The organism is Streptomyces sp. NPDC056222, from assembly GCF_042264065.1.
GTDB lineage: Bacteria > Actinomycetota > Actinomycetes > Streptomycetales > Streptomycetaceae > Streptomyces.
The window spans coordinates 1-19,186 of the sequence record NZ_JBHJTL010000019.1 but is presented as its reverse complement, the minus strand read 5'-3'; the positions used below and the strand labels follow the sequence as shown (position 1 = coordinate 19,186).

General features: G+C 71.6%; 20 protein-coding genes. 13 read left to right on the top strand and 7 right to left on the bottom strand.

Annotation, left to right across the window (positions count from 1 at the left end; translation table 11 throughout):
• Positions 1-71: 71 nt before the first annotated feature.
• A complete protein-coding gene (locus ACFC0D_RS12110) occupies positions 72-245 on the bottom strand; it encodes a hypothetical protein (RefSeq protein WP_376433827.1) in 174 nt (57 codons plus the stop codon).
• A 252-nt stretch (positions 246-497) separates the two neighbouring features.
• Here ACFC0D_RS12110 and ACFC0D_RS12105 point away from each other — a divergent pair, with 252 nt between their 5' ends.
• Positions 498-2,558, top strand: a complete 2,061-nt coding sequence (locus ACFC0D_RS12105) for a HelD family protein (protein WP_376433825.1) — start codon at positions 498-500, stop codon at positions 2,556-2,558.
• 37 nt (positions 2,559-2,595) lie between these two features.
• Here the strand turns inward: ACFC0D_RS12105 and ACFC0D_RS12100 are convergent, their stop codons facing one another.
• Complete coding sequence (locus ACFC0D_RS12100; RefSeq protein ID WP_376433823.1) at positions 2,596-3,408, bottom strand: hypothetical protein; 813 nt, start codon at positions 3,406-3,408, stop codon at positions 2,596-2,598.
• Between the two features lie 345 nt (positions 3,409-3,753).
• Here ACFC0D_RS12100 and ACFC0D_RS12095 point away from each other — a divergent pair, with 345 nt between their 5' ends.
• Positions 3,754-5,583 (top strand): hypothetical protein, encoded by a 1,830-nt coding sequence (locus tag ACFC0D_RS12095; protein ID WP_376433821.1) that lies wholly within the window; start codon positions 3,754-3,756, stop codon positions 5,581-5,583.
• A gap of 58 nt (positions 5,584-5,641) precedes the next feature.
• Here the strand turns inward: ACFC0D_RS12095 and ACFC0D_RS12090 are convergent, their stop codons facing one another.
• A complete protein-coding gene (locus ACFC0D_RS12090) occupies positions 5,642-6,337 on the bottom strand; it encodes an esterase/lipase family protein (RefSeq protein WP_376433819.1) in 696 nt (231 codons plus the stop codon).
• A gap of 85 nt (positions 6,338-6,422) precedes the next feature.
• Complete coding sequence (locus ACFC0D_RS12085) at positions 6,423-7,292, bottom strand: aminoglycoside phosphotransferase family protein (protein ID WP_376433817.1); 870 nt, start codon at positions 7,290-7,292, stop codon at positions 6,423-6,425.
• A gap of 82 nt (positions 7,293-7,374) precedes the next feature.
• Between ACFC0D_RS12085 and ACFC0D_RS12080 the strand changes: the two genes are divergently transcribed.
• Complete coding sequence (locus tag ACFC0D_RS12080) at positions 7,375-8,112, top strand: SDR family NAD(P)-dependent oxidoreductase (protein ID WP_376433815.1); 738 nt, start codon at positions 7,375-7,377, stop codon at positions 8,110-8,112.
• A gap of 101 nt (positions 8,113-8,213) precedes the next feature.
• On the opposite strand, the gene ACFC0D_RS12075 is transcribed toward ACFC0D_RS12080, so the two are convergent.
• Both ACFC0D_RS12075 and ACFC0D_RS12070 read right to left on the bottom strand, forming a co-directional pair.
• Positions 8,214-8,903 (bottom strand): copper homeostasis protein CutC, encoded by a 690-nt coding sequence (locus tag ACFC0D_RS12075; protein WP_376433813.1) that lies wholly within the window; start codon positions 8,901-8,903, stop codon positions 8,214-8,216.
• Positions 8,904-8,954: 51 nt separating this feature from the next.
• Positions 8,955-9,932, bottom strand: coding sequence for a hypothetical protein (locus tag ACFC0D_RS12070; RefSeq protein WP_376433811.1), 978 nt, complete (start codon positions 9,930-9,932; stop codon positions 8,955-8,957).
• Positions 9,933-10,098: 166 nt separating this feature from the next.
• Here ACFC0D_RS12070 and ACFC0D_RS12065 point away from each other — a divergent pair, with 166 nt between their 5' ends.
• From ACFC0D_RS12065 to ACFC0D_RS12055, 3 genes are all read left to right on the top strand, one after another.
• Entirely contained in the window at positions 10,099-10,383 is a 285-nt protein-coding gene (locus tag ACFC0D_RS12065) for a cation transporter (protein WP_376433809.1), read from the top strand.
• A 126-nt stretch (positions 10,384-10,509) separates the two neighbouring features.
• Positions 10,510-12,780: a heavy metal translocating P-type ATPase gene (locus tag ACFC0D_RS12060; RefSeq protein ID WP_376433807.1), complete on the top strand. Its 2,271-nt coding sequence runs from the start codon at positions 10,510-10,512 to the stop codon at positions 12,778-12,780.
• Positions 12,781-12,820: 40 nt separating this feature from the next.
• On the top strand, positions 12,821-13,102 hold the full coding sequence (locus ACFC0D_RS12055; protein WP_015035316.1) for a metal-sensitive transcriptional regulator: 282 nt from the start codon (positions 12,821-12,823) through the stop codon (positions 13,100-13,102).
• Positions 13,103-13,132: 30 nt separating this feature from the next.
• Here ACFC0D_RS12055 and ACFC0D_RS12050 read toward each other — a convergent pair whose 3' ends face one another.
• Complete coding sequence (locus ACFC0D_RS12050; protein WP_376433805.1) at positions 13,133-13,288, bottom strand: hypothetical protein; 156 nt, start codon at positions 13,286-13,288, stop codon at positions 13,133-13,135.
• An 83-nt stretch (positions 13,289-13,371) separates the two neighbouring features.
• Here ACFC0D_RS12050 and ACFC0D_RS12045 point away from each other — a divergent pair, with 83 nt between their 5' ends.
• The 7 genes from ACFC0D_RS12045 to ACFC0D_RS12015 all read left to right on the top strand — a co-directional run bounded on the left by ACFC0D_RS12045 (position 13,372) and on the right by ACFC0D_RS12015 (position 19,126).
• Positions 13,372-13,749 (top strand): BlaI/MecI/CopY family transcriptional regulator, encoded by a 378-nt coding sequence (locus ACFC0D_RS12045; protein WP_329125474.1) that lies wholly within the window; start codon positions 13,372-13,374, stop codon positions 13,747-13,749.
• The gene (locus ACFC0D_RS12040; protein ID WP_376433803.1) at positions 13,746-14,657 is read left to right on the top strand and encodes a M56 family metallopeptidase; all 912 of its coding nucleotides are present in this window, start codon (positions 13,746-13,748) and stop codon (positions 14,655-14,657) included. The genes ACFC0D_RS12045 and ACFC0D_RS12040 overlap by 4 nt, the downstream gene beginning before the upstream one ends.
• A gap of 126 nt (positions 14,658-14,783) precedes the next feature.
• Positions 14,784-15,263 (top strand): GNAT family N-acetyltransferase, encoded by a 480-nt coding sequence (locus ACFC0D_RS12035; protein ID WP_376433801.1) that lies wholly within the window; start codon positions 14,784-14,786, stop codon positions 15,261-15,263.
• A 178-nt stretch (positions 15,264-15,441) separates the two neighbouring features.
• Complete coding sequence (locus tag ACFC0D_RS12030) at positions 15,442-16,284, top strand: SAM-dependent methyltransferase (RefSeq protein WP_376433799.1); 843 nt, start codon at positions 15,442-15,444, stop codon at positions 16,282-16,284.
• 69 nt (positions 16,285-16,353) lie between these two features.
• Positions 16,354-16,782 carry a Fur family transcriptional regulator gene (locus tag ACFC0D_RS12025; RefSeq protein ID WP_376433797.1) on the top strand — a complete coding sequence of 143 codons (429 nt, stop codon included), beginning with the start codon at positions 16,354-16,356 and terminating at the stop codon, positions 16,780-16,782.
• 166 nt (positions 16,783-16,948) lie between these two features.
• Positions 16,949-17,965 (top strand): LuxR C-terminal-related transcriptional regulator, encoded by a 1,017-nt coding sequence (locus ACFC0D_RS12020; protein ID WP_376433795.1) that lies wholly within the window; start codon positions 16,949-16,951, stop codon positions 17,963-17,965.
• 108 nt (positions 17,966-18,073) lie between these two features.
• Positions 18,074-19,126 (top strand): LuxR C-terminal-related transcriptional regulator, encoded by a 1,053-nt coding sequence (locus ACFC0D_RS12015; RefSeq protein ID WP_376433793.1) that lies wholly within the window; start codon positions 18,074-18,076, stop codon positions 19,124-19,126.
• Positions 19,127-19,186: the final 60 nt, after the last annotated feature.

Genomic DNA, 19,186 nt, shown 5'->3' with positions numbered 1-19,186 from the left:
CTCCGGGCCCCGTACGAGTGCGGGACCGGAGGCGTTCCGGACGCCGGTCCCGCGGGGAGTCGTTTGGGCGCTCAGCCCGCCCTTCCCGCGTACTGGGGACGGGGGTTGCGCACCCCCGCCTCCTCCTCGTACACGCCGAGCAGGACGACGTTCACCGCGGCACCGCCGAAGGCGCGTATCGCGCGCACGGCGAAGGTGAGGCGGCGGGAGTGGGGGACACCGGGGTTCAGGGTCACTGTGGTCATGAGTCCATGATGGATTTCGGACATTCCGAACACATCGGCCCGGGGGTGGAACCCGGGTCCCCCTCGAGTCGGATCCCGTCCCCTACGGGTCCCTCCTCCGTCGGGCGCCCGGGAAATCCGTTCGCCCACGACCGGAGCCTGAAGCTACAATCTCCGACTTCCCCGCCTCCCTCCGTGGAGTGGAGTGCTGCCGCCCGGTCGGAAACCGGCGGCCGCCCAGTCATGTCTGTATGCGCACTCGGAGGCACCGCCATGTCCGCTCAGGACGACGCTCTCGACCCACTCGCGCGCGAGCGCGCCCATCTCGCCGGCTCGCGCGCCGCGCTGCGCGCGATGCGCGAGGACGCGGAGTCGCTCGACATCAGGGACGTCACCGCGAACTGGGTCAACGCCGTCGTCCTGCAGGCGCAGATCGACGACCGGATCAAGTCGCTCGCCGACCTCTCGCACACCCCGCTGTTCTTCGGCCGCCTCGACTACCTGCACACCACGCAGGAGGGGCAGCGCTTCTACATCGGCCGGCGGCACGTCCACGACGCGCAGGGCGACCCGATGGTGATCGACTGGCGCGCGCCGGTCTCGCAGCCGTTCTACCGGGCGTCGAAGAAGGACCCGCAGGACGTCGGACTGCGGCGCAGATTCGGTTACACGGGCGGCGAGCTCACCGCGTACGAGGACGAGCACCTCTCCGACCCCGGCACTGCGACATTTTCCGGCTCCGCCGGGGGGTCGCAGACGAGCAGGCTGCTCCAGGCGGAGATCGAACGCCCGCGCGTGGGTCCGATGCGGGACATCGTCGCCACCATCCAGCCCGAGCAGGACGAGATCGTCCGGTCCGGGCTCTCCGGCACGGTCTGTGTGCAGGGCGGCCCGGGCACCGGCAAGACGGCCGTGGGTCTGCACCGGGTCGCGTACCTCCTCTACGCCCACCGGGAGCGGCTGGCACGCACCGGCACGCTGGTCATCGGACCGAACCGGTCCTTCCTGCACTACATCGAGCAGGTCCTGCCGGCGCTGGGCGAGTTGGAGGTCAAGCAGGCGACCGTCGACGACCTCGTGGCCCATGTCGAGGTGCGGGGGACGGACGAGGCGGCGACGGCGGTCGTCAAGGGCGATGCGCGGATGGCGGAGGTGCTGCGGCGCGCGGTGCGCTCGCACGTCACGCTGCCCACCGAGCCGCTGATGGTGGTGCGGGGCTCCCGCCGCTGGCGGGTGTCCGCGTACGAACTGGAGGAGATCGTCCGCGAGTTGCTGGACCGGGACATCCGCTACGGCGCCGCCCACGAGGCGCTCCCGCAGCGCATCGCGCACCTGGTCCTGGTGCGGATGGAGCAGGCGGGCGAGGCCCCGGACGACCGTGTGCAGAACGCGGTGGCGCGGAACGCGGCGGTGAAGGCGGTCGTGAAGGCGGTCTGGCCGGCGGTCGATCCGGCGAAGCTGGTGCTGCGGCTGCTGAGCGACGCCGACTTCCTGGCGGAGCACGCGGAGGGGCTGCTGTCGGCGGACGAGCAGAAGCTGCTGCTGTGGGCGAAGCCCGCGCGCTCGGTGAAGTCGGCGAAGTGGTCGGCGGCGGACGCGGTCCTGATCGACGAGGCGAAGGACCTGGTGGAGCGCACGCACTCGCTCGGGCACGTGGTCCTGGACGAGGCGCAGGACCTGTCCCCGATGCAGTACCGCGCCGTCGGCCGCCGCTGCACGACGGGCTCGGCGACGATCCTGGGCGACCTGGCGCAGGGCACGACCCCGTGGGCGACGGAGAGCTGGGCCCAGGCCCTGGGGCACCTGGGGAAGCCGGAGGCCGTGGTGGAGGAGCTGACCGCCGGTTTCCGTGTGCCGCGCGAGGTCATCGCGTACGCGTCGAGGCTGCTGCCCCACATGTCCCCGGGCCTGGCCGCCGTCGAGTCGGTCCGTGAGAACCCGGGCTCGCTGACGGTCCGGAGCACCGAGGCGGAGGCCCTGGACGCGGCGGTGGTCGCGGCCTGCACCGAGTCCCTGCGGCACGAGGGCTCGATCGGCCTGATCGCCGCCGACGCCCGGATCGCCCCGCTCGCCGAGGCGCTGACGGCGGCGGGGCTCGCGTACCTCTCCCCCGGCGAGGAGACGACGGCCGACTCCCGCCTGACCCTGGTCCCGGCGTCCCTGGCCAAGGGCCTGGAGTACGACTACGTGGTCCTGGACGACCCTGCGGCGGTGGTGGACGGCGAACCGGACGAACGAACGGGACTGCGGCGGCTGTACGTGGCGCTGACGCGTGCCGTGTCGGGACTGACGATTCTTCACTCCTCGCCGCTGCCGGAGCAGTTGGCACCCTAAGGAGACGGCGGCGGATCGGCTCCTGGCGGCGGATCCGCTAGGAGCCGGCGACGTGGGCCTTGCACACGGTGTCCCGCTTCGTCTCGCCGAGCGGAAGGTCGATTCCGCGACCGGGGTCCCCGCAGGTCTGGTTCTGCCGGCCGTTCTGGGACGTGTTGTTGGTGAAGCCGACCGCCTGTCCGCCGTCGGCGGTGGTCCGGCCCCGGTGGCTGTACGTCTGGCCGTGCTGGTCCGAGTGGTCCGCCGCGACGCAGGTGGTGCGCTTCCTGATCGTGCCGACGACGTTGACGGTGAGGGTGTCGGCGGAGTTGCCGCAGTACAGGTTCTGCTTGCCCGTCTGAGCGGTGTTGACCTGCTGCCCGACGGCGGTTCCGCCCAGGGCCTCGGAACCACCGGTGTGTGAACCGCCTCCGCCGTGCCCGTGACCGATTCCCTCGTGGGAGCGGTCGACGGCGATGCAGGTCGTGTCCCGGTTGATGGTGCCGAGCACGTTGACGGTGATGACGTCGGTGGAGTTTCCGCAGTTCAGGTTCTGCTTGCCGGTCTGCGCCGTGTTGACCTGGGGCCCGATCGCGGTGTCGCCCGTGACCCGGGCGCCGTCGGGATTGCTGCTGTACCGGCGGGTGTGACCGTCGTTGTCGACGCAGACCTCGTCGTAGTTGACGGTGTCCGCGACATTGAGGCGGATCAGTTTGACGGAGTTTCCGCAGTCGAGGTTCTGCTCCCCGTCCTGATCGGTGTTCTCCCGCCCGCTCAAGGGGGTGCCGCTGAGGACATCGGCGGACGCGCTGCCGCCGGCTCCGGCGACCAGCGCGCCGGCGGCGAGGACCAATGCCGCCGTCTTTCGCACCTTGCCCGCTGATGATTCGGCCGCGTGCCGTCCCCTGCGCCCCATCGCCCTGTCTCCAGCCATCGAGTAGTACACCCGACCGCCCGGCGTCCGTGCGCGCCGGTGGGTCGTGGATCGTCGGGATCAGGAACGGGCGTCCGCACGAAAGGTAACGAGGGCGGATGTGTCCGCGGCAGACAGAACAGCTGAACTCCGCCGGTCTGGCAGCGGTGACGCCCCGCTTCGGCCGACGTACCCCCCTTGCGCCGTCCGGGTGTCGTTCACGTGTCCTGCCATGTCCGGCCGCGCCCCGTCGCGGTTGAGCCCACCGCCTAAAGGACTTCGCGCCGACTCAGGAGGAGCAGGATGTACGTACGGGTGAGGAGAGCCGCGCTGGTGGCCCTGGCGGTCAGTGGTCTGGCGACCTCCGGGGCCGGGGTCGGTTTCGCGGCGGGCGACGGCGCGAACGCCACCGGCGGCTCGGGGCTGACGGGTTCGGCGTTCGAACAGAACACCGCGCAGGAGAGCCGCCAGAACAACAACTGCGGAGTCCGCAACGACAGCGGGAACAACCCGACGGCCGTGTCGGGCGGCCTGACCGACAGCGACTGCACCTCGGCCGACGCCTCGTTCAACAAGGACTCGCTGGTCGATTCGGGAGGCGCCGACGCCAACGGCGGCGGCGCGGCGACCACCGCCTTCCAGCAGAACACCGCCCAGCAGGGCCGGCAGAACAACAACTGCGACAACGAAAACCTGACCAACGTCACGCTGACCGGGGGAAGCCTGGACCAGCGCTGCAACAACCGGGACGGCTCGTCCAACGAGCACACCTTCGTCAAGGGCGAGGGAGCCCACGCCGCCGGAGGCAACGCCGTGGCCCTCAATTCCCTGCAGCAGAACACCGCCCAGGAAGGCCGCCAGAACAACAACTGCGGCGACGCCAACAGCGCCACGGTCACCGCGGTCGGAGGCCGGCGCGAGGGGCTCTGCGCCAACGGGGACGACTCCCTCAGCCACAACACCGCGGTGAAGGGAGGCGGCGCCGACGCGGCCGGCGGGGACGGCATCCTGTTCTCGACCGTGCAGCAGAACACGGCGCAGGAGGGGCGGCAGAACAACAACTGCGACAACACCAACATCGCGGACCTGGGTCTCACCGGCGCGGGGAGGGGCTCCCGCTGTGTGAACCACGACGGTTCCGCGAGCAACGACACGCTGGTCACGGGTGAGGGAGCCCATGCGGCAGGCGGGACGTCTCCGAACCTCGCCAACCAGCAGAACACCGCGCAGGAAGGCCGGCAGAACAACAACTGCGACAACGCCAACGCCTCGCGCGTACCCCTCACCGGCGCGGGCCAGGACGGCCGCTGTGTGAACGCGGACAGCTCCCTGACCGAGCACAGCGTCGTGCACGGCGGCGGGGCGGACGCCACGGGCGGATCGGCCGGCGGTCTGGGTGGCGCGCACCAGCAGAACACGGCGCAGGAGGGACGGCAGAACAACAACTGCTCCAACGACAACCAGACCGTGGTGGAGGTGATCGGCGGACGGCAGGACGACCGCTGTGTGAACAAGGACGGCTCCGTCAACGACCACACCCTTGTCAAGGGCGAGGGAGCCCACGCGGCGGGCGGTGAATCAGGGGCCTCCCTCTTCCAGCAGAACACGGCCCAGGAAGGCCGCCAGAACAACAACTGCGACAACGCCAACGGCGTGAACGACCTCGGCCAGAACGCGCTGCTCACCGGCGGTACGACCGAGGGGCGCTGTGTGACCGAGGACGGGTCCTACAACCGCGGGACGGTCGTCAAGAACGGTGGGGCCGACGCCCTCGGCGGCTCCGGCGGTCTCGGCGTCGTCCAGCAGAACACCGCGCAGGAAGGCCGCCAGAACAACAGCTGCGGCAACGCCAACGGCGGGGACATCGAGCTGACCGGAGCCCGTACCGAGTCCCGGTGCGCCACCGTCGACCACTCCGCGAACGTCGGCACCGTCGACGTCAGCGACGGCGCCGAGGCGGCCGGTGGATCCTCGGCGCTGGAGCTGTTCCAGCAGAACACCGCGCAGGAGGGCCGCCAGAACAACAGCTGCGGCAACACCAACAACCTCGACCTCACCCTCTCCGGCGGCCGGTCGCGTACCCAGTGCAGCGCGATCGACGAGTCCACGAACATCCACACCACGCACCGCTAGACGACGTCTCCGATGTGGCTCGCCGGCCGTACCGGGTGGCCGGCCGGCAAGACACATCCTAGGAGCGGAGGAAGGCGCGGACGCCCTGGGAGACGCCGTCGTCGCCGAGGAGGGCGTTGTGGTCGAGGCAGCCCGCGGCGTTGTTCGTGGCGCCGGTGAGCGGGACGCTGTTGTCGGGGTTGACGACCTCGTCGCAGTTCGACCACCACGTGGCGTAGCGGACGGCGCCGGGCGTCTCGTCGCCCTCCGCGAGCTTCTTCTGGACGTAGGAGTTCGGGGTCATGTCGCGGCAGGCCTGGTCCCACAGGGCGCAGGCCCACGCGGTGCTGGTGCCGTGGTTGGGGCCGGCGAGCGACACCCAGCGGGCCACGGAGGACCGGCCCGCGCCGTCGAACTTCACGTACCAGCGGGTGACGAGGCTGCCGAAGGAGTGGGAGACGAGGTCGACCTGGCTCGCACCGGTCTGCCGCTTGACGTTGTCGACGTACGCGGCGAGCTCGCCGGCGATGACCTCGTTGACGGACCGGTGGGTGTCGTAGCCGAAGGAGTACAGCTCGGCGTCCGTGTACCCGTCGGCCTCGAGGTCCTCGCGCAGACCGCCCCAGACTCCGGGGTCCGCGTTGTATCCGTGCACGAAGACGACGGGCGTGCGGGCTGCCGCCGCGGTCCCGTCGGCCCGTGCGGCCGTGGCCGGGACGAGCAGGGACGCGATGATCGCGAGCAGCGGGACGATCCTGACACGGAGACTCAACACGCTTCCCCCTACGAGGTGTTACGCACGAGTAGTCAGGGGCATGGTGGGGTCTGCGGGCCGTGAAGAACAGCCCCGTGCGCGAACCTCACGCGCCGGACTCGAACTCCGGGAGCGCCTGGGTCCACGAGCGGTGCGCCACGGCGGCCAGGACGGGGTTCATGACCCGGTAGTAGTGCTCCGTCACCAGGCCCCAGCCCAGAGCCCAGCCCCGGCCCCGCGCCCAGGTCGCGTCGTCGACGCGGGCGGCCTCACGGAACAGCGGGCGGGTCTCGGGGGTGAGCAGCGTCCAGGCGGCCATCATGTCGCAGGCCGGGTCGCCGGTGCCGACCCCGCCGAAGTCGATGACGGCGCTGAGCCGGCCCTCCCTGGTCAGCAGGTTGCCGGGCAGCAGGTCGCCGTGGACCCAGACGGGTTCGCCGTCCCACTGAGGAAGGCGCAGGACCGAGTCCCACGCCGCGGCCGCGGCGGCGCCGTCGACCGTACCGTCGGCGCCGAGGTCGCGGATGGCGCGGTCGATGTGGTCGCCCGTCCACTCGGTGACATGGCCGCCCCGGAAGGACTTCGGGCCGCCGGTGGCGTCCACGCCCCGCAGCGCCACACCGAAGCGTCCCAACTCCACGGCGGCGTGGGCGAGATCGCCGATCGGCGCGTCGAAGGCGTTGGCGCCGTCGAGCCAGCCGTACACCGACCAGGGGGAGTCGAAGCCCTCCCCCGGCGCCCCCTTGCCCAGCGGAACGGGCACCGGCAGCGGGAGGTGCGGGGCGAGGTGCGGCAGCCAGCGCTGCTCCTTGGCCACGCCCCCGGCGTTGTCGGCGGTCTTCGGCAGCCGGACGACCATCGCGTCGCCGAGCCGGAACATGTCGTTGTCCGTACCGGCCGACGGCACCTGCGTGACGGGCAGCTCCGCCCACTGCGGGAACTGGGCGGCGATGAGTCTGCGCACGAGGTCGACCATGGCGGGGAGCGTAGCCAGCGGCCTTGCGGCGGGCCATCCAATTACGGTGGGGGCGGCGCGACCGCGAGAAGGGTGGAACAGCATGTCCCGTACGACCGTCGTCACCGGCGGAAGCCGTGGGATCGGCGCGGCGACCTGTGTACGTCTGGCCTCCGAGGGGCACGACCTGGTGCTCGGGTACGTACGCGATGCAGGTGCCGCGGAGGAGACGGCGCGGGCGGTCCGGGCGGCGGGCGCGCGGTGTGTCGTGGTGCGGGCGGACACCTCGGACGAGGCGGACGTGGAGCGGCTCTTCGACACGGCCGAGGCCGAACTCGGCCCGGTGACCGGCCTGGTCAACAACGCGGGGGTGACGGGGCCGCTGGGCCGCCTCGCGGACGCCACGACGGAGGACCTGCGGCGGGTGGTGGAGGTCAACCTCCTGGGATACCTGCTGTGTTGCCGCCGCGCCGCCCGCGACATGGCCGCGCACGGAGGCGGCGCGATCGTCAACGTCTCCTCCGCCGCCGCCACGCTCGGCAGCCCCGGCGACTACGTGCACTACGCGGCGACGAAGGCGGCGACCGACGCGCTGACCGTGGGCCTCTCGAAGGAGCTCGGCCGGGACGGCATCCGGGTCAACGCGGTCGCCCCGGGCATCGTCGAGACCGACATGCACGCGACGATGGGCGACCCGGACCGCCCGGCGAAGGCGGCCGCCACGATCCCCCTGGGCCGCCCGGGCCGCCCCTCGGAGATCGCGGCGGCGGTGGCCTGGCTGCTGTCCGAGGACGCGTCGTACGCGACGGGCACGGTCCTGAGGGTCGCGGGCGGGCGCTGACCCGCGAGGGCGCCGTGCGGGCGGGCCGGCGGGCCCCCGACCTCTGGAGCGCGTTGCGAGCGGTGGGGACCAGTCCCGCACCGCTCGCCCGACGTCGTGCGTTACGCGTCCAGCGCCTCGCGCCAGAGGCGGACCGCGGACGGTGACACCGGGGCCGTCCAGCCGTTCGGGCGTGCCGCTCCGCCGATGTGGAAGGCGTCGACGCCGGCCGCGCGCAGCTCCGGGAGGTGGTCGAGGCGGAGGCCGCCGCCGACCAGGAGCTGGGGCTCGTAGCCCGGTTCGCCCGCGCGCGCGGCCTCGGCCCTGAGGACGGGCAGGCCGTCGTCGACGCCGGTCGCCGCGCCGGCCGTGAGGTAGGTGTCGAGGCCCGGCAGATCCGCGAGCTGCTTGCGCAGGGTGTCCCGGTGCGCCGCGCGGTCGATGGCCCGGTGGAAGGTCCAGCGGCAGCCGTCGATGACGGCGATCAGCCGCTCGACCGCCACCAGGTCCGGATCGCCCTCGGCCGTCAGGAAGCCGAGCACGAACTCGTCCGCGCCCGCCTCCCGGAGGTCGGAGGCGCGCGACACCAGCGCTTCGATGTCGCCGGCCGCGAAGCCGTCGGCGAGTCTGAGCATCACGCGCAGAGGAATGTCCACGGCGGCACGGATCGCCTCGAAGGCGGTGCGGGACGGGGTCAGCCCGTCCGCCGCCATGTCGGTGACCAGTTCGAGGCGGTCCGCCCCGCCGGCCTGGGCGGCGACCGCGTCCTCCGCGTCGAGGGCGATCACCTCAAGGACTGCACGGTTGCTCATCGAGCCCATTCCTCCATGAATGACGGCTACAGGTCTAGTCCAATGACCAGCCTAGCCGTGCGTGTGGCCTCCCGCATCGTGCGATGCCTCATCCGCTCCTGCCGCCGCCTGCCCCGCGTACACCGTGAAGACCGCCGTGCGCACCTTTCCACCGTGCTGGAAGTCCAGGAACAGGCGGTACGCCCCCGCGCTCGGCGCCGTGGCCGTGAAGGAGACGTCCGGACCGGGCCCGCCCTCGTTCGGATGGACGTGCAGGTAGGCGAGGTCTCCGTCGCGCAGGGCGACGAGGTGGCCGTACGCCCCGAGGTACGGCTCCAGGTCGTCGACCGGTTCGCCGTTCTTGCTGACCGTGAGCTTCAGCTCGCCCGCCCTGCCCGGGGCGAGGGTGCCGCCCAGCGCGACCTGGTAGCCGTCGACGGTCGCGGTCCGTGTGGCGGCGGGCAGCGGCTGGGGCGCGTAGGCACCCGGTACGGACAGGTCCACGCCCAGCGTCACACCCTTGGTGTTCTTCCCCGCGGGCTTGAAGTCGGCGAAGGCCTTGTAGCCGCCCGCGGCGGGCAGGTCGACCGGCGTCGACCAGGTCCCGTCGGCCGCGCGCACCGGGTGCAGATGGCGGTAGACCGTGAGGTCCCGCGAGGCCACGATGAAGTGCAGTTCCTTGCCGTACTCGGTGGTGTACGCGGTGACCTTCTCGCCCCCCGCGTCCTTGATGGAGAACCTGAGCACGCTCTTGCCCCGGTCCGGCTTCGGCGTCTCCATGGCCAGTGTGTAGCCGCCCTCGGAGACCTGCAGGCCGCCGGCGGCGGGCGCGTTCGCGGCGCCCTCCTCGTGACCGGCATGCCCACCGGCACCGTCCCCCTTCGTGCCGTCCGCCTGCGCGCCGCCCGACTTCCCGGCGGCCACGTGCTCCCCGTGCGTGGCCTTCGCCGGCTCGTCCACGGGGCCGACGCCCGCGCCGACCCCGTACGCGGTCCCGAAGGTCGCGGCGAGCGCGGCGGCGAAGGCGGTGATCTTCACTCCGGTGTTCATGGCAGCTCTCCCGTACGTGAGTAACCGTTCGATGCACTTCACCATACCCCTAGGGGGTATCAAGTCAAGCCGAGGAGACGCTTGCATGGAATACCGCAGGGGGGTATACATGGAATCAGAAACCGGATACCCCCCGAGGGTATCTGGCCCTAGCGAGGAGGAAGACATGAGTTCCTGCTGTACTCCTGACGGCAGCTGCTCGACCGACGCCGGCGAGGCCACGACCGCCGTCGCCGACAGCACCGCCACCGTCTACACCGTGTCGGGCATGACCTGCGGACACTGCAAGACCGCGATCACCACCTCCGTCTCCGCGCTCGCCGGCGTCATCTCCGTGGATGTCGACATCGCCGGCGGCCTGGTGACCGTGACCACCGGCGGCGCGCCCGACGACGCCGCGATCGCCGCCGCCGTCGACGACGCCGGCTACGAGCTGACCGGTCGCGCCTGACCGTCCGGCCCCAGGGCGCGGACCCGGCCCTGATCCGCCGGACACGCCCCAGCCCCACCCCGGCCGCCGGGGCCCGTCCGTCCATGGGCCCCGGCCCCCGAGCCCCGCGAAACCGAGGAGCAGGAAGTGACAACGAGCATTCCGGGCGCCGCCCAGGTCGAGCTCGCCATCGGCGGTATGACCTGCGCCTCGTGCGCGGCCCGAATCGAGAAGAAGCTCAACCGCATGGACGGGGTCGAGGCCACCGTCAACTACGCCACCGAGAAGGCGAAGGTGACCTTCGACGCCGACGCCGACATCTCCGTCGCCGATCTGATCGCCACCGTCGAGGCCACCGGCTACACCGCCCAGGAGCCCGCTCCCCCGAAGGCGGAGTCCGGCGGCGAGGACGGGCCCACCGACGAGGAGAAGGCCGACGAGGAGCTGCGGCCACTCAAGCAGCGGCTCATCACCGCCGTCGCCCTCGCCGTCCCCGTGATCGCGATGGCCATGGTCCCGGCGCTGCAGATCGAGTACTGGCAGTGGCTCAGCCTCACCCTCGCCGCGCCGGTCGTCGTCTACGCCGCCTGGCCCTTCCACAAGGCCGCCTGGACCAATGCCAAGCACGGCGCGGCCACCATGGACACGCTGATCTCGGTCGGCACGATCGCCGCGTTCCTCTGGTCCCTGTGGGCGCTGTTCTTCGGCACCGCCGGTACGCCGGGCATGACGCACCCCTTCGAGTTCACGATCGCCCGCACCGACGGCGCCGGGAACATCTACCTGGAGGCCGCGGCCGGCGTCACCGCCTTCATCCTGGCCGGGCGCTACTTCGAGGCCCGCTCCAAGCGCAAGGCGGGTGCGGCGCTCAAGGCGCTGATGCAGCTGGGCGCCAAGGAGGTCACCGTCCTGCGCGGAGGCCGCGAGGTCACCGTTCCGACGGCCGAACTCCAGGTCGGCGACCGCTTCCTGGTCCGCCCCGGCGAGAAGATCGCCACCGACGGCACCGTCGTCGAGGGCTCCTCCGCCGTCGACGCCTCCATGCTCACCGGCGAGTCCGTGCCGGTCGAGGTCTCCGTCGGCGACTCCGTCACCGGCGCCACCCTGAACGCCGGCGGCCGGCTCGTCGTCGAGGCCACCCGCGTCGGCGCCGACACCCAGCTCGCCCGGATGGCCAAGCTGGTCGAGGACGCCCAGAACGGCAAGGCCGCCGCTCAGCGCCTCGCCGACAGGATCTCGGCCGTCTTCGTCCCGATCGTCATCGCGCTCGCGCTCGGCACCCTCGGCTTCTGGCTCGGCACCGGCTCCGGACTGACCGCCGCGTTCACCGCCGCCGTCGCCGTACTGATCATCGCCTGCCCCTGCGCCCTGGGCCTGGCGACCCCGACCGCGCTCATGGTCGGCACCGGCCGCGGCGCGCAGCTCGGCATCCTCATCAAGGGCCCCGAAGTCCTGGAGACCACCCGCAAGGTCGACACCATCGTCCTGGACAAGACCGGCACCGTCACCACCGGCCGGATGACCCTCATCAAGGTCCACACCGCCGACGGCGTCGACGAGACCGACGTCCTGCGGCTCGCGGGCGCCCTGGAGCACTCCTCCGAGCACCCCATCGCCCAGGCCGTCGCCACCGGTGCCGCCGCCAAGGCCGGCACCCTCCCCACCCCCGAGGACTTCGCCAACATCCCCGGCCTCGGCGTGCAGGGCGTGGTCGAGGGCCACGCCGTCCTCGTCGGCCGCGAGAAGCTGCTCGAGGAGTGGGCGATGGAGCTCCCCGGCGGCCTCAAGTCCGCCAAGGACGAGGCGGAGAAGGCGGGCAGGACGGCCATCGCGGTCGCCTGGGACGGCGAGGCGCGCGCGGTCCTGGAGGTCGCCGACGCCATCAAGGAGACCAGCCCCGAGGCCATCAGGCGGCTGCGCGCGCTCGGGCTGACCCCGATCCTGCTGACCGGTGACAACAAGGCCGTCGCCGAGTCCGTCGCCGCCGAGGTCGGCATCGACGAGGTCATCGCCGAGGTCATGCCGCAGGACAAGGTCGACGTCGTCAAGAAGCTGCAGGCCGAGGGCCGTTCGGTCGCCATGGTCGGCGACGGCGTCAACGACGCCGCCGCGCTCGCCCAGGCCGACCTGGGTCTGGCGATGGGCACCGGCACGGACGCCGCCATCGAGGCCGGCGACCTGACGCTCGTGCGGGGGGACCTGCGGGCCGCGGCCGACGCGATCCGGCTCTCCCGCAAGACGCTCGGCACGATCCGCTCGAACCTGTTCTGGGCCTTCGCCTACAACGTGGCCGCCCTGCCGCTCGCCGCGGCGGGTCTGCTCAACCCGATGATCGCGGGGGCCGCGATGGCCTTCTCCTCGGTCTTCGTGGTCGGCAACAGCCTGCGCCTGCGCGGCTTCCAGGCAGCCGACCGCTGACTCACCGCCGACATCCCTGCGGACACCCGAGGAGACCTCCGTGGCCGGTTACGGACAGCACAAGGAAGACATCATCAGGCGCCTGCGGCGCATCGAGGGCCAGGTCCGGGGCGTGCAGCGGATGGTGGACGAGGACGTCTACTGCATCGACGTGCTGACCCAGGTCTCCGCCATCAACGCGGCCCTCCAGTCCTGCGCCGTGGCCCTCCTGGACGAGCACCTCAGCTGCTGTGTCACCGAGGCGATCGCCCAGGGCGGGGACCAGGCGAAGGTGAAGGTGGGCGAGGCCTCCAAGGCGATCGCCCGGCTGATCAGGACGTAGGCACCGGAGACATACGCCCCTTTGAGGGGATCAACCGCCCTTGTGCGAAGGGCAGTCGGCGGACAGCTTGATGCTCAGGCGAAGACAGAGCCCGAGCACCTGCCGGAGGAGCGTCAGCTCCACCGAACCGGGCGGACCGGGGCCGCAGACCTTCGCGCAGGGGCGGTTCTTCATGAGGGTCGACATCCCGCCATCGTACCCCTGGGGGGTATATCTTCGCGGGATGGACGGCCCGTACGATGGGCCGCCCGTAGGGGGAGGGGATGCGCGTGCGCCGGCTGGGAGAGCTGGAGGCCGAGATCATGGACCGACTGTGGGCCTGGCAACGGCCCGCCACGGTCCGCGAGATCGTCGACGACATCAATCTGGGGCGCCGGGTCGCCTACACGACGGTGATGACGGTGGCGGACATCCTCCATCGCAAGGGCTGGCTCCGCCGCGAGAAGGCGGGCAGGGCCTGGCTGTACGAACCGGTCCGCGGCCGCGAGGAGTACACCGCGGCCCTGATGCAGGACGCCCTCGGCGACAGCGCGGACCGGCCGGCCGCGCTGCTGCGCTTCGTGGAGACCATCTCCGACGAGGACATGGCGGCCCTCGACGCGGCGCTCCGCTCCGCCCGACGCGCCCAGGGCGGCGAGCTCGGGTGAACCACCACCTCCTGCCACCGCTCGGCCTCGCCCTCTCCTCCGGGCTGCTCATCCCCTGGCTCCTGGCCCGCGCCCGCTGGGCCCAGCAGGTGCCCCGACTCGCCTTGGCGGTCTGGGCGGTGAGCGGTGCGGTGTTCGCCGTCTCGACCGCGCTCCTCGCCGCCCACCTGACCCTGCCGGCGGACAGCAGCCACCGGCTGAGCGACGTCTATCTCGGGCTCGAGATCCCCGCCCCCGAGCGGCTCCTGACCCTCACCGGCCGCGAACGGCTCGCCCTGACCCTGGGGCTCGTCGTGCTCGCGCTGCCGGTCGCCGGATACGTACGGGAGCTGCTGCGGGCCCGGCGGGCCCGGCTGCGGCACGCGAGGGTGCTGCGCCTCGTCGGACGGTACGACCCGGCGATCCGGGCCACCGTGCTCGACCACGCGCGACCGGCCGTCTACTGCCTGCCCGGCAGCTCACGCCGTGTCGTCGTCTCCTCGGGAGCCGTGGACACGCTCACCGAGGCCCAGTTGGCGGCGGCGCTCGCGCACGAGCGGGCCCACATCACCGGCCGTCACCATCTTCTCGTCGCGGCGGCCGAGGCGTTCGCGGCGGTGTTCCCGCGACTCCCCCTCGCACGGCACGGCGGGACCGCCGTACCGCTGCTGCTCGAAATGACGGCGGACGACCGGGCGTTGCGGCGCTGCACGCGCGACGCGCTGGCCACCGCGCTGTACGCCCTCGCCTCGGGCCAGGCACCCCGCGAGGCGTTCGCGGCGGGCGGGCCGTCGGCGGCGCTGCGCATGCGCCGCATCCTCGCTCCGCACAGCGCGGGACACCCCGTACTGCGAGGGTTGTCGACGGTCGCCGCCGGAGGTCTCGCGGTCGCGCCGCTGATCATCGCCTGTTGTTCCTTCCCCAACTAATTGACTCGGTTCAGCCCCTATTTACTAAGTGAATTCGTAGATTTCACATCGGTCACATCGGGCTGAATTCCCGGCTATTGTGGGTATGTTGACGCTCGGGCTCGGCACGTCGAAGGGTACGGACCAATGCAGCTGGCTGACGTGCGGACGGCGGCTGCCGCCGACGCGACGACGATATCCAGACTGCTGGCGGACGCCATTCGGGGCAGTTACGACGGAATCCTCGGTGAAATCCCGGTGCGTCGACTGATCTCCACGCAATGCGCACTTCCCCGTATCCGAGCGGAAATTGAAATTCCCGGTGGCGCACCGGGCTGGCTCGGCTGGCTGGTGGCCACCGACACGGACGGCACGGTCGTCGGCGCGGCCGCCGGCGGGGTCCCGGTCCCGGGCGAGGGCGAACTGTACGCGCTGGCCGTCGCGGAGGGTTCGCGCCGACGGGGCATCGGCTCGGCGCTCCTCGCGGCGACGACGGACCGTATGAAGGGGTTCGGCGCCGGCGAACAGCGCGTGAGCCTTCCGACGGAGAGCGACCCGTCGCTCCCCTTCTACGAGACGCGCGGCTTCACCCCGCTGGCGCCCACGCGCCTGGCCCGCGAGGTCTGACGCACACTCCACCCCTCCCGCGGACGCCCCTGGCAGATCAACGCCATCGCGTGTTCACGCCGCCCGATCCGCTGGCCCCCGGGCCCGACCCCGCTCCAGGATGGTCACAGCGGCGCGGGCCCGGCGGCACGGGTTCCTCGTCCGGACGGCATGGACCGAGCGAGCCCCTGGAGGAGCGATGCGGAAACAGAGCGGCGCCGCGCTCGCGCCGGTCCTGCCGTCCCGATACGACCTCACCACCGACACCCTCCCCGGACTGGAATCCGTCGCCCCCGGCGACGCCGACTCCGTCTGGCTGTACGACGCCCTCCTCGGCCCGCACAGCGCGGACATCGTCCGCTACCTCGGCCTCGCCCGCGCCACCCCGGGCCCCGGTCCCGTGCTCGACCTCGGCTCCGGCGCCGGGCGGCTCTCCGTCCCGTTCGCCCGGCACGGCTTCGCCGTCGAGGCCGTCGACCGGGATGCCGACGCCCTGGAGCGGCTCCAGGCCTGGGCCCGTCGCATCGGCCCGCAGGTCGCCGATCTGATCGTGACCACCCGCGCCGATCTCACCGAACTCCGTCTGCAGGGCAGTTACCGACTCGCCCTGCTCGCCGGCGCCATGGTGTCCGCCGTCCCCCCGAGGGCCCGCCCCGGTCTGCTGCGCGAGATCGCCTCGCACCTGGACACCGGCGGCGCCCTCGCCCTGGACTACACCTCCCACCTGCTCCCCGGACTCGTCGCCGAACCGCGGCGGACCTGGGCCTTCCAGGTACCGCGGTTCGACGGGATCGACGAATGGGTGGTCGCCCGGCAGGTCTTCGACCTGGCCGAGATGAGCGAACGGATCACGTACTACGCCGCCCGGACCGGCAAACTCTCCGCCGAGCGCGCCGTACTGACCACCGACAAGTGGATCGTCGACCCGGAGCGCCTCGCGGCGGAACTGCGCTCCGCGGGCCTGCACATCGAGGGCCGGCGGCGGCATCGGATCGACGAACGCACCGAGAGCGTGCTGCTCGTCTGTCGTGCGGACGACTGACATCGAGGAACACCAAGAGGTACGATGCCTGCAAAAGTTTGAACCGACCAGGCGGAGAAGATGGCAGTCGTGGATGAGCTGACAGGCCGCGAGGCGGTGATCCAGCGCCTGCGCGATGTAGGTCTGCGGGTCACGGGCCCCCGCCTGGAGGTGCTCACGGTGCTCGCCTCGGCCGGCCACCTCGACGTGGAGGCCATCACCGCCACCGCCCGCGAGCGTCTCGGCACGCTCACCAGCCAGGCGGTGTACGAAATGCTCCGGCACTTCCAGGAGACGGGCCTGGTCAGCAAGTTCGACCGCCCCGGGATGCCGGCCGTCTTCGAGATCTCAGGACCGCCGCACCAGCACGCGCTGTGCGTGCACTGCGGCCGGGTGGAGAACGTCGACGCCAAGGCGCCCACCCCGCCCCGCGGCAGCCTGCCCGACTGGCGAACCACCGACGCCGAGATCGTCTTCAAGGGTCTGTGCCCCGACTGCGCACAGTCCGCCGCCTCCTGAGACCGCCCACAGGAACCGGACGCCGGTACCGGACGGCCCTGACGGACGCGTACCGCACCGCACCCTGAGACCGCTTGAACACCGTGCGTTGCGTTCGAATCTGTGGCAGGGTCTAGCGGGGCGATTCAACGGGATCCGCACGGATCCGAGGGGAGTCTGCTGCACTGTGTCCAAAAACGCCACCGGGACGCGTACGGGAAGCGAACAGGCTCTCGCGGTCTACCTGGAGCTCCGTGCCCACCCCTCCTGCTCCTTCGACGAGGTCGCGGACGGCCTCGCCCTCTCCGCCGGGGAACGGGAACGATGCCGTGGCGACCTCGCCACGCTCGGTCTGATCGAAGCCGACACGACGCGCTCGGTGATCGACCCCGACGTGGCTCTGGTCCGCCTTCTGCAGTGCGAGCGCGACCGGCTCGAGCGCCGGCTCGCCGAGACCGGCCGGGCCCAGATCACCCTGGAGACCCTGGCGGGCCCCTTCCTCCGGGCCGGTTCCGCCCCCCGCTCCGAGGTCGAGGTCGAGATCGTCTCCGACCCGCACCGCATCGGGCGGGAGCTGGCAGGCCTCGGCGAGTCCGTGCAGACCTCGGTGCACTCCCTGCACACCGGTTCGGTACGGCGTGAGGACATGGCCGCCGAGCTGGAGCGCGACCGGCGCTGGACCGCGCGCGGGGTGCGCGTCCGCGCCATGTACAGCCGACGCATCGGCTCCGTACCGGACATGGCCCAGCATCTGGAGGAGCGGGCCGCCCTCGGGGTGGAGGTCCGCTTCTCCCCCGTCGTGCCGATGAACATGGTGCTCGCCGACGAGAACTTCGCGCTGCTGCCCACCGACGCGCACGACCCGGGATCCGCCGCGATCCTCGCGCGCGGGCCGGCCCTGGTCCGTTCCTATCTCGCGCTGTACGAGTACTGCTGGCACGCCGCCACCCGGTACGGCGACGAGGAGAAGCCCGAGCACGGCGGTGACGGGCTCTCCGAACAGCAGCGGGCCGCGCTGCGGATGCTGGCCTCCGGCATCAAGGACGAGCAGATCGCGAAGAACCTCGGGGTGTCCCTGCGTACCGTCAGCCGGCTGCTCTCCGAGGTCATGCAGGAGCTGGGCGCGGCGAGCCGGTTCGAGGCCGGGGTGAAGGCCGCCAGGCTCGGGCTCCTGGACGGCGAGGTACGCGACCGGGAGCTGTGACACGGGCCGGGCCGAGGTGACGTGGCCAAGATCGTACGGGGACATCCGCCGCCCCCTGTGACAGGGTGGTGTGGGGAGACGGGGATCGACGAGGGGGGTCACAGCGCCATGGCCACGACGGACGACGGCAGGGAAGGACTGGCCGCCGAGGCGCTTTTGACTCTCTATCAGGAGCTGCGCAGGCGCGGTGTGTCGAGCTTCCGGGAGGCCTGCTCGGCGCTGCGGTTGGCGCCGGAGGAGTACGAGCGATGTCGCGTCGAACTGACCTCCCTCGGCCTGATCGTGCCGACGACCGAGACCCATGCCACGATCGCCGACGTCCGGGACACCAGCTGGAAACCGGACACGGACACGGTGGCCACCGTCGATCCCGAGATCGCCCTGCTGCGCCTGCTCGAGCGGGAGCGCGAGCGGCTGCGGGACCATCTGGCCGAGGCCGACAGGGCCTACTCCACTCTGGAGACGCTGGCGGAAACCTTCCTCCGCGCCGGGGCGCTGGCCCGCTCCGAGATCGCCGTCGAGGCCATCACCGACTACCGCCGGATCCAGCAGGCCCTCGAGGACATCACCGATGTGATGCAGGAGAGTTCGGCCGCCATGCACCCCGGCGGACCCAACCGGCAGATCCCCGAGCGGATGCTCGACCGTGACCGGCGCCAGATCGGCAACGGCGTGCGCGTCCGCGCCATCTACAGCAGCCAGGACGCGGTGCGGCCCGAGGTCGCGGAGCTGCTGAGCCGGCGCGTGGCGCTGGGCGTGGAGATCCGTCTGGCGCCCGTCATCCCCATGAACATGATCATCGCCGACCAGCAGTTCGCCCTGGTGCCGATCCGGCCCGAGGAGCCCCGCGAGGGCGCGATCCTGGCGCGCGGCTCGGTGCTGGTCAGGTCCTATCTGGGCCTGTACGAACACTGCTGGCACACCGCGACCCCGTACGGCGACGACGCGGCGCCGGAGCGGGGTGGCGACGGGCTCTCGGAGCAGCAGCGGGCGGCGCTCCACATGCTCGCCTCGGGAATGAAGGACGAGAAGATCGCCCGGAACCTCGGGGTGTCACTGCGCACGGTGAGCCGGATGCTCTCCGAACTCATGCAGGAATTGGGGGCGTCGAGCCGATTCGAGGCCGGTGTGCGGGCGGTACGCCTCGGCTGGCTCGACTGAATCGAAACTCCGCTCCCGGAGTGGACGGGGAACGCAGAAGCCCCGCGGTCGCCGTTACGG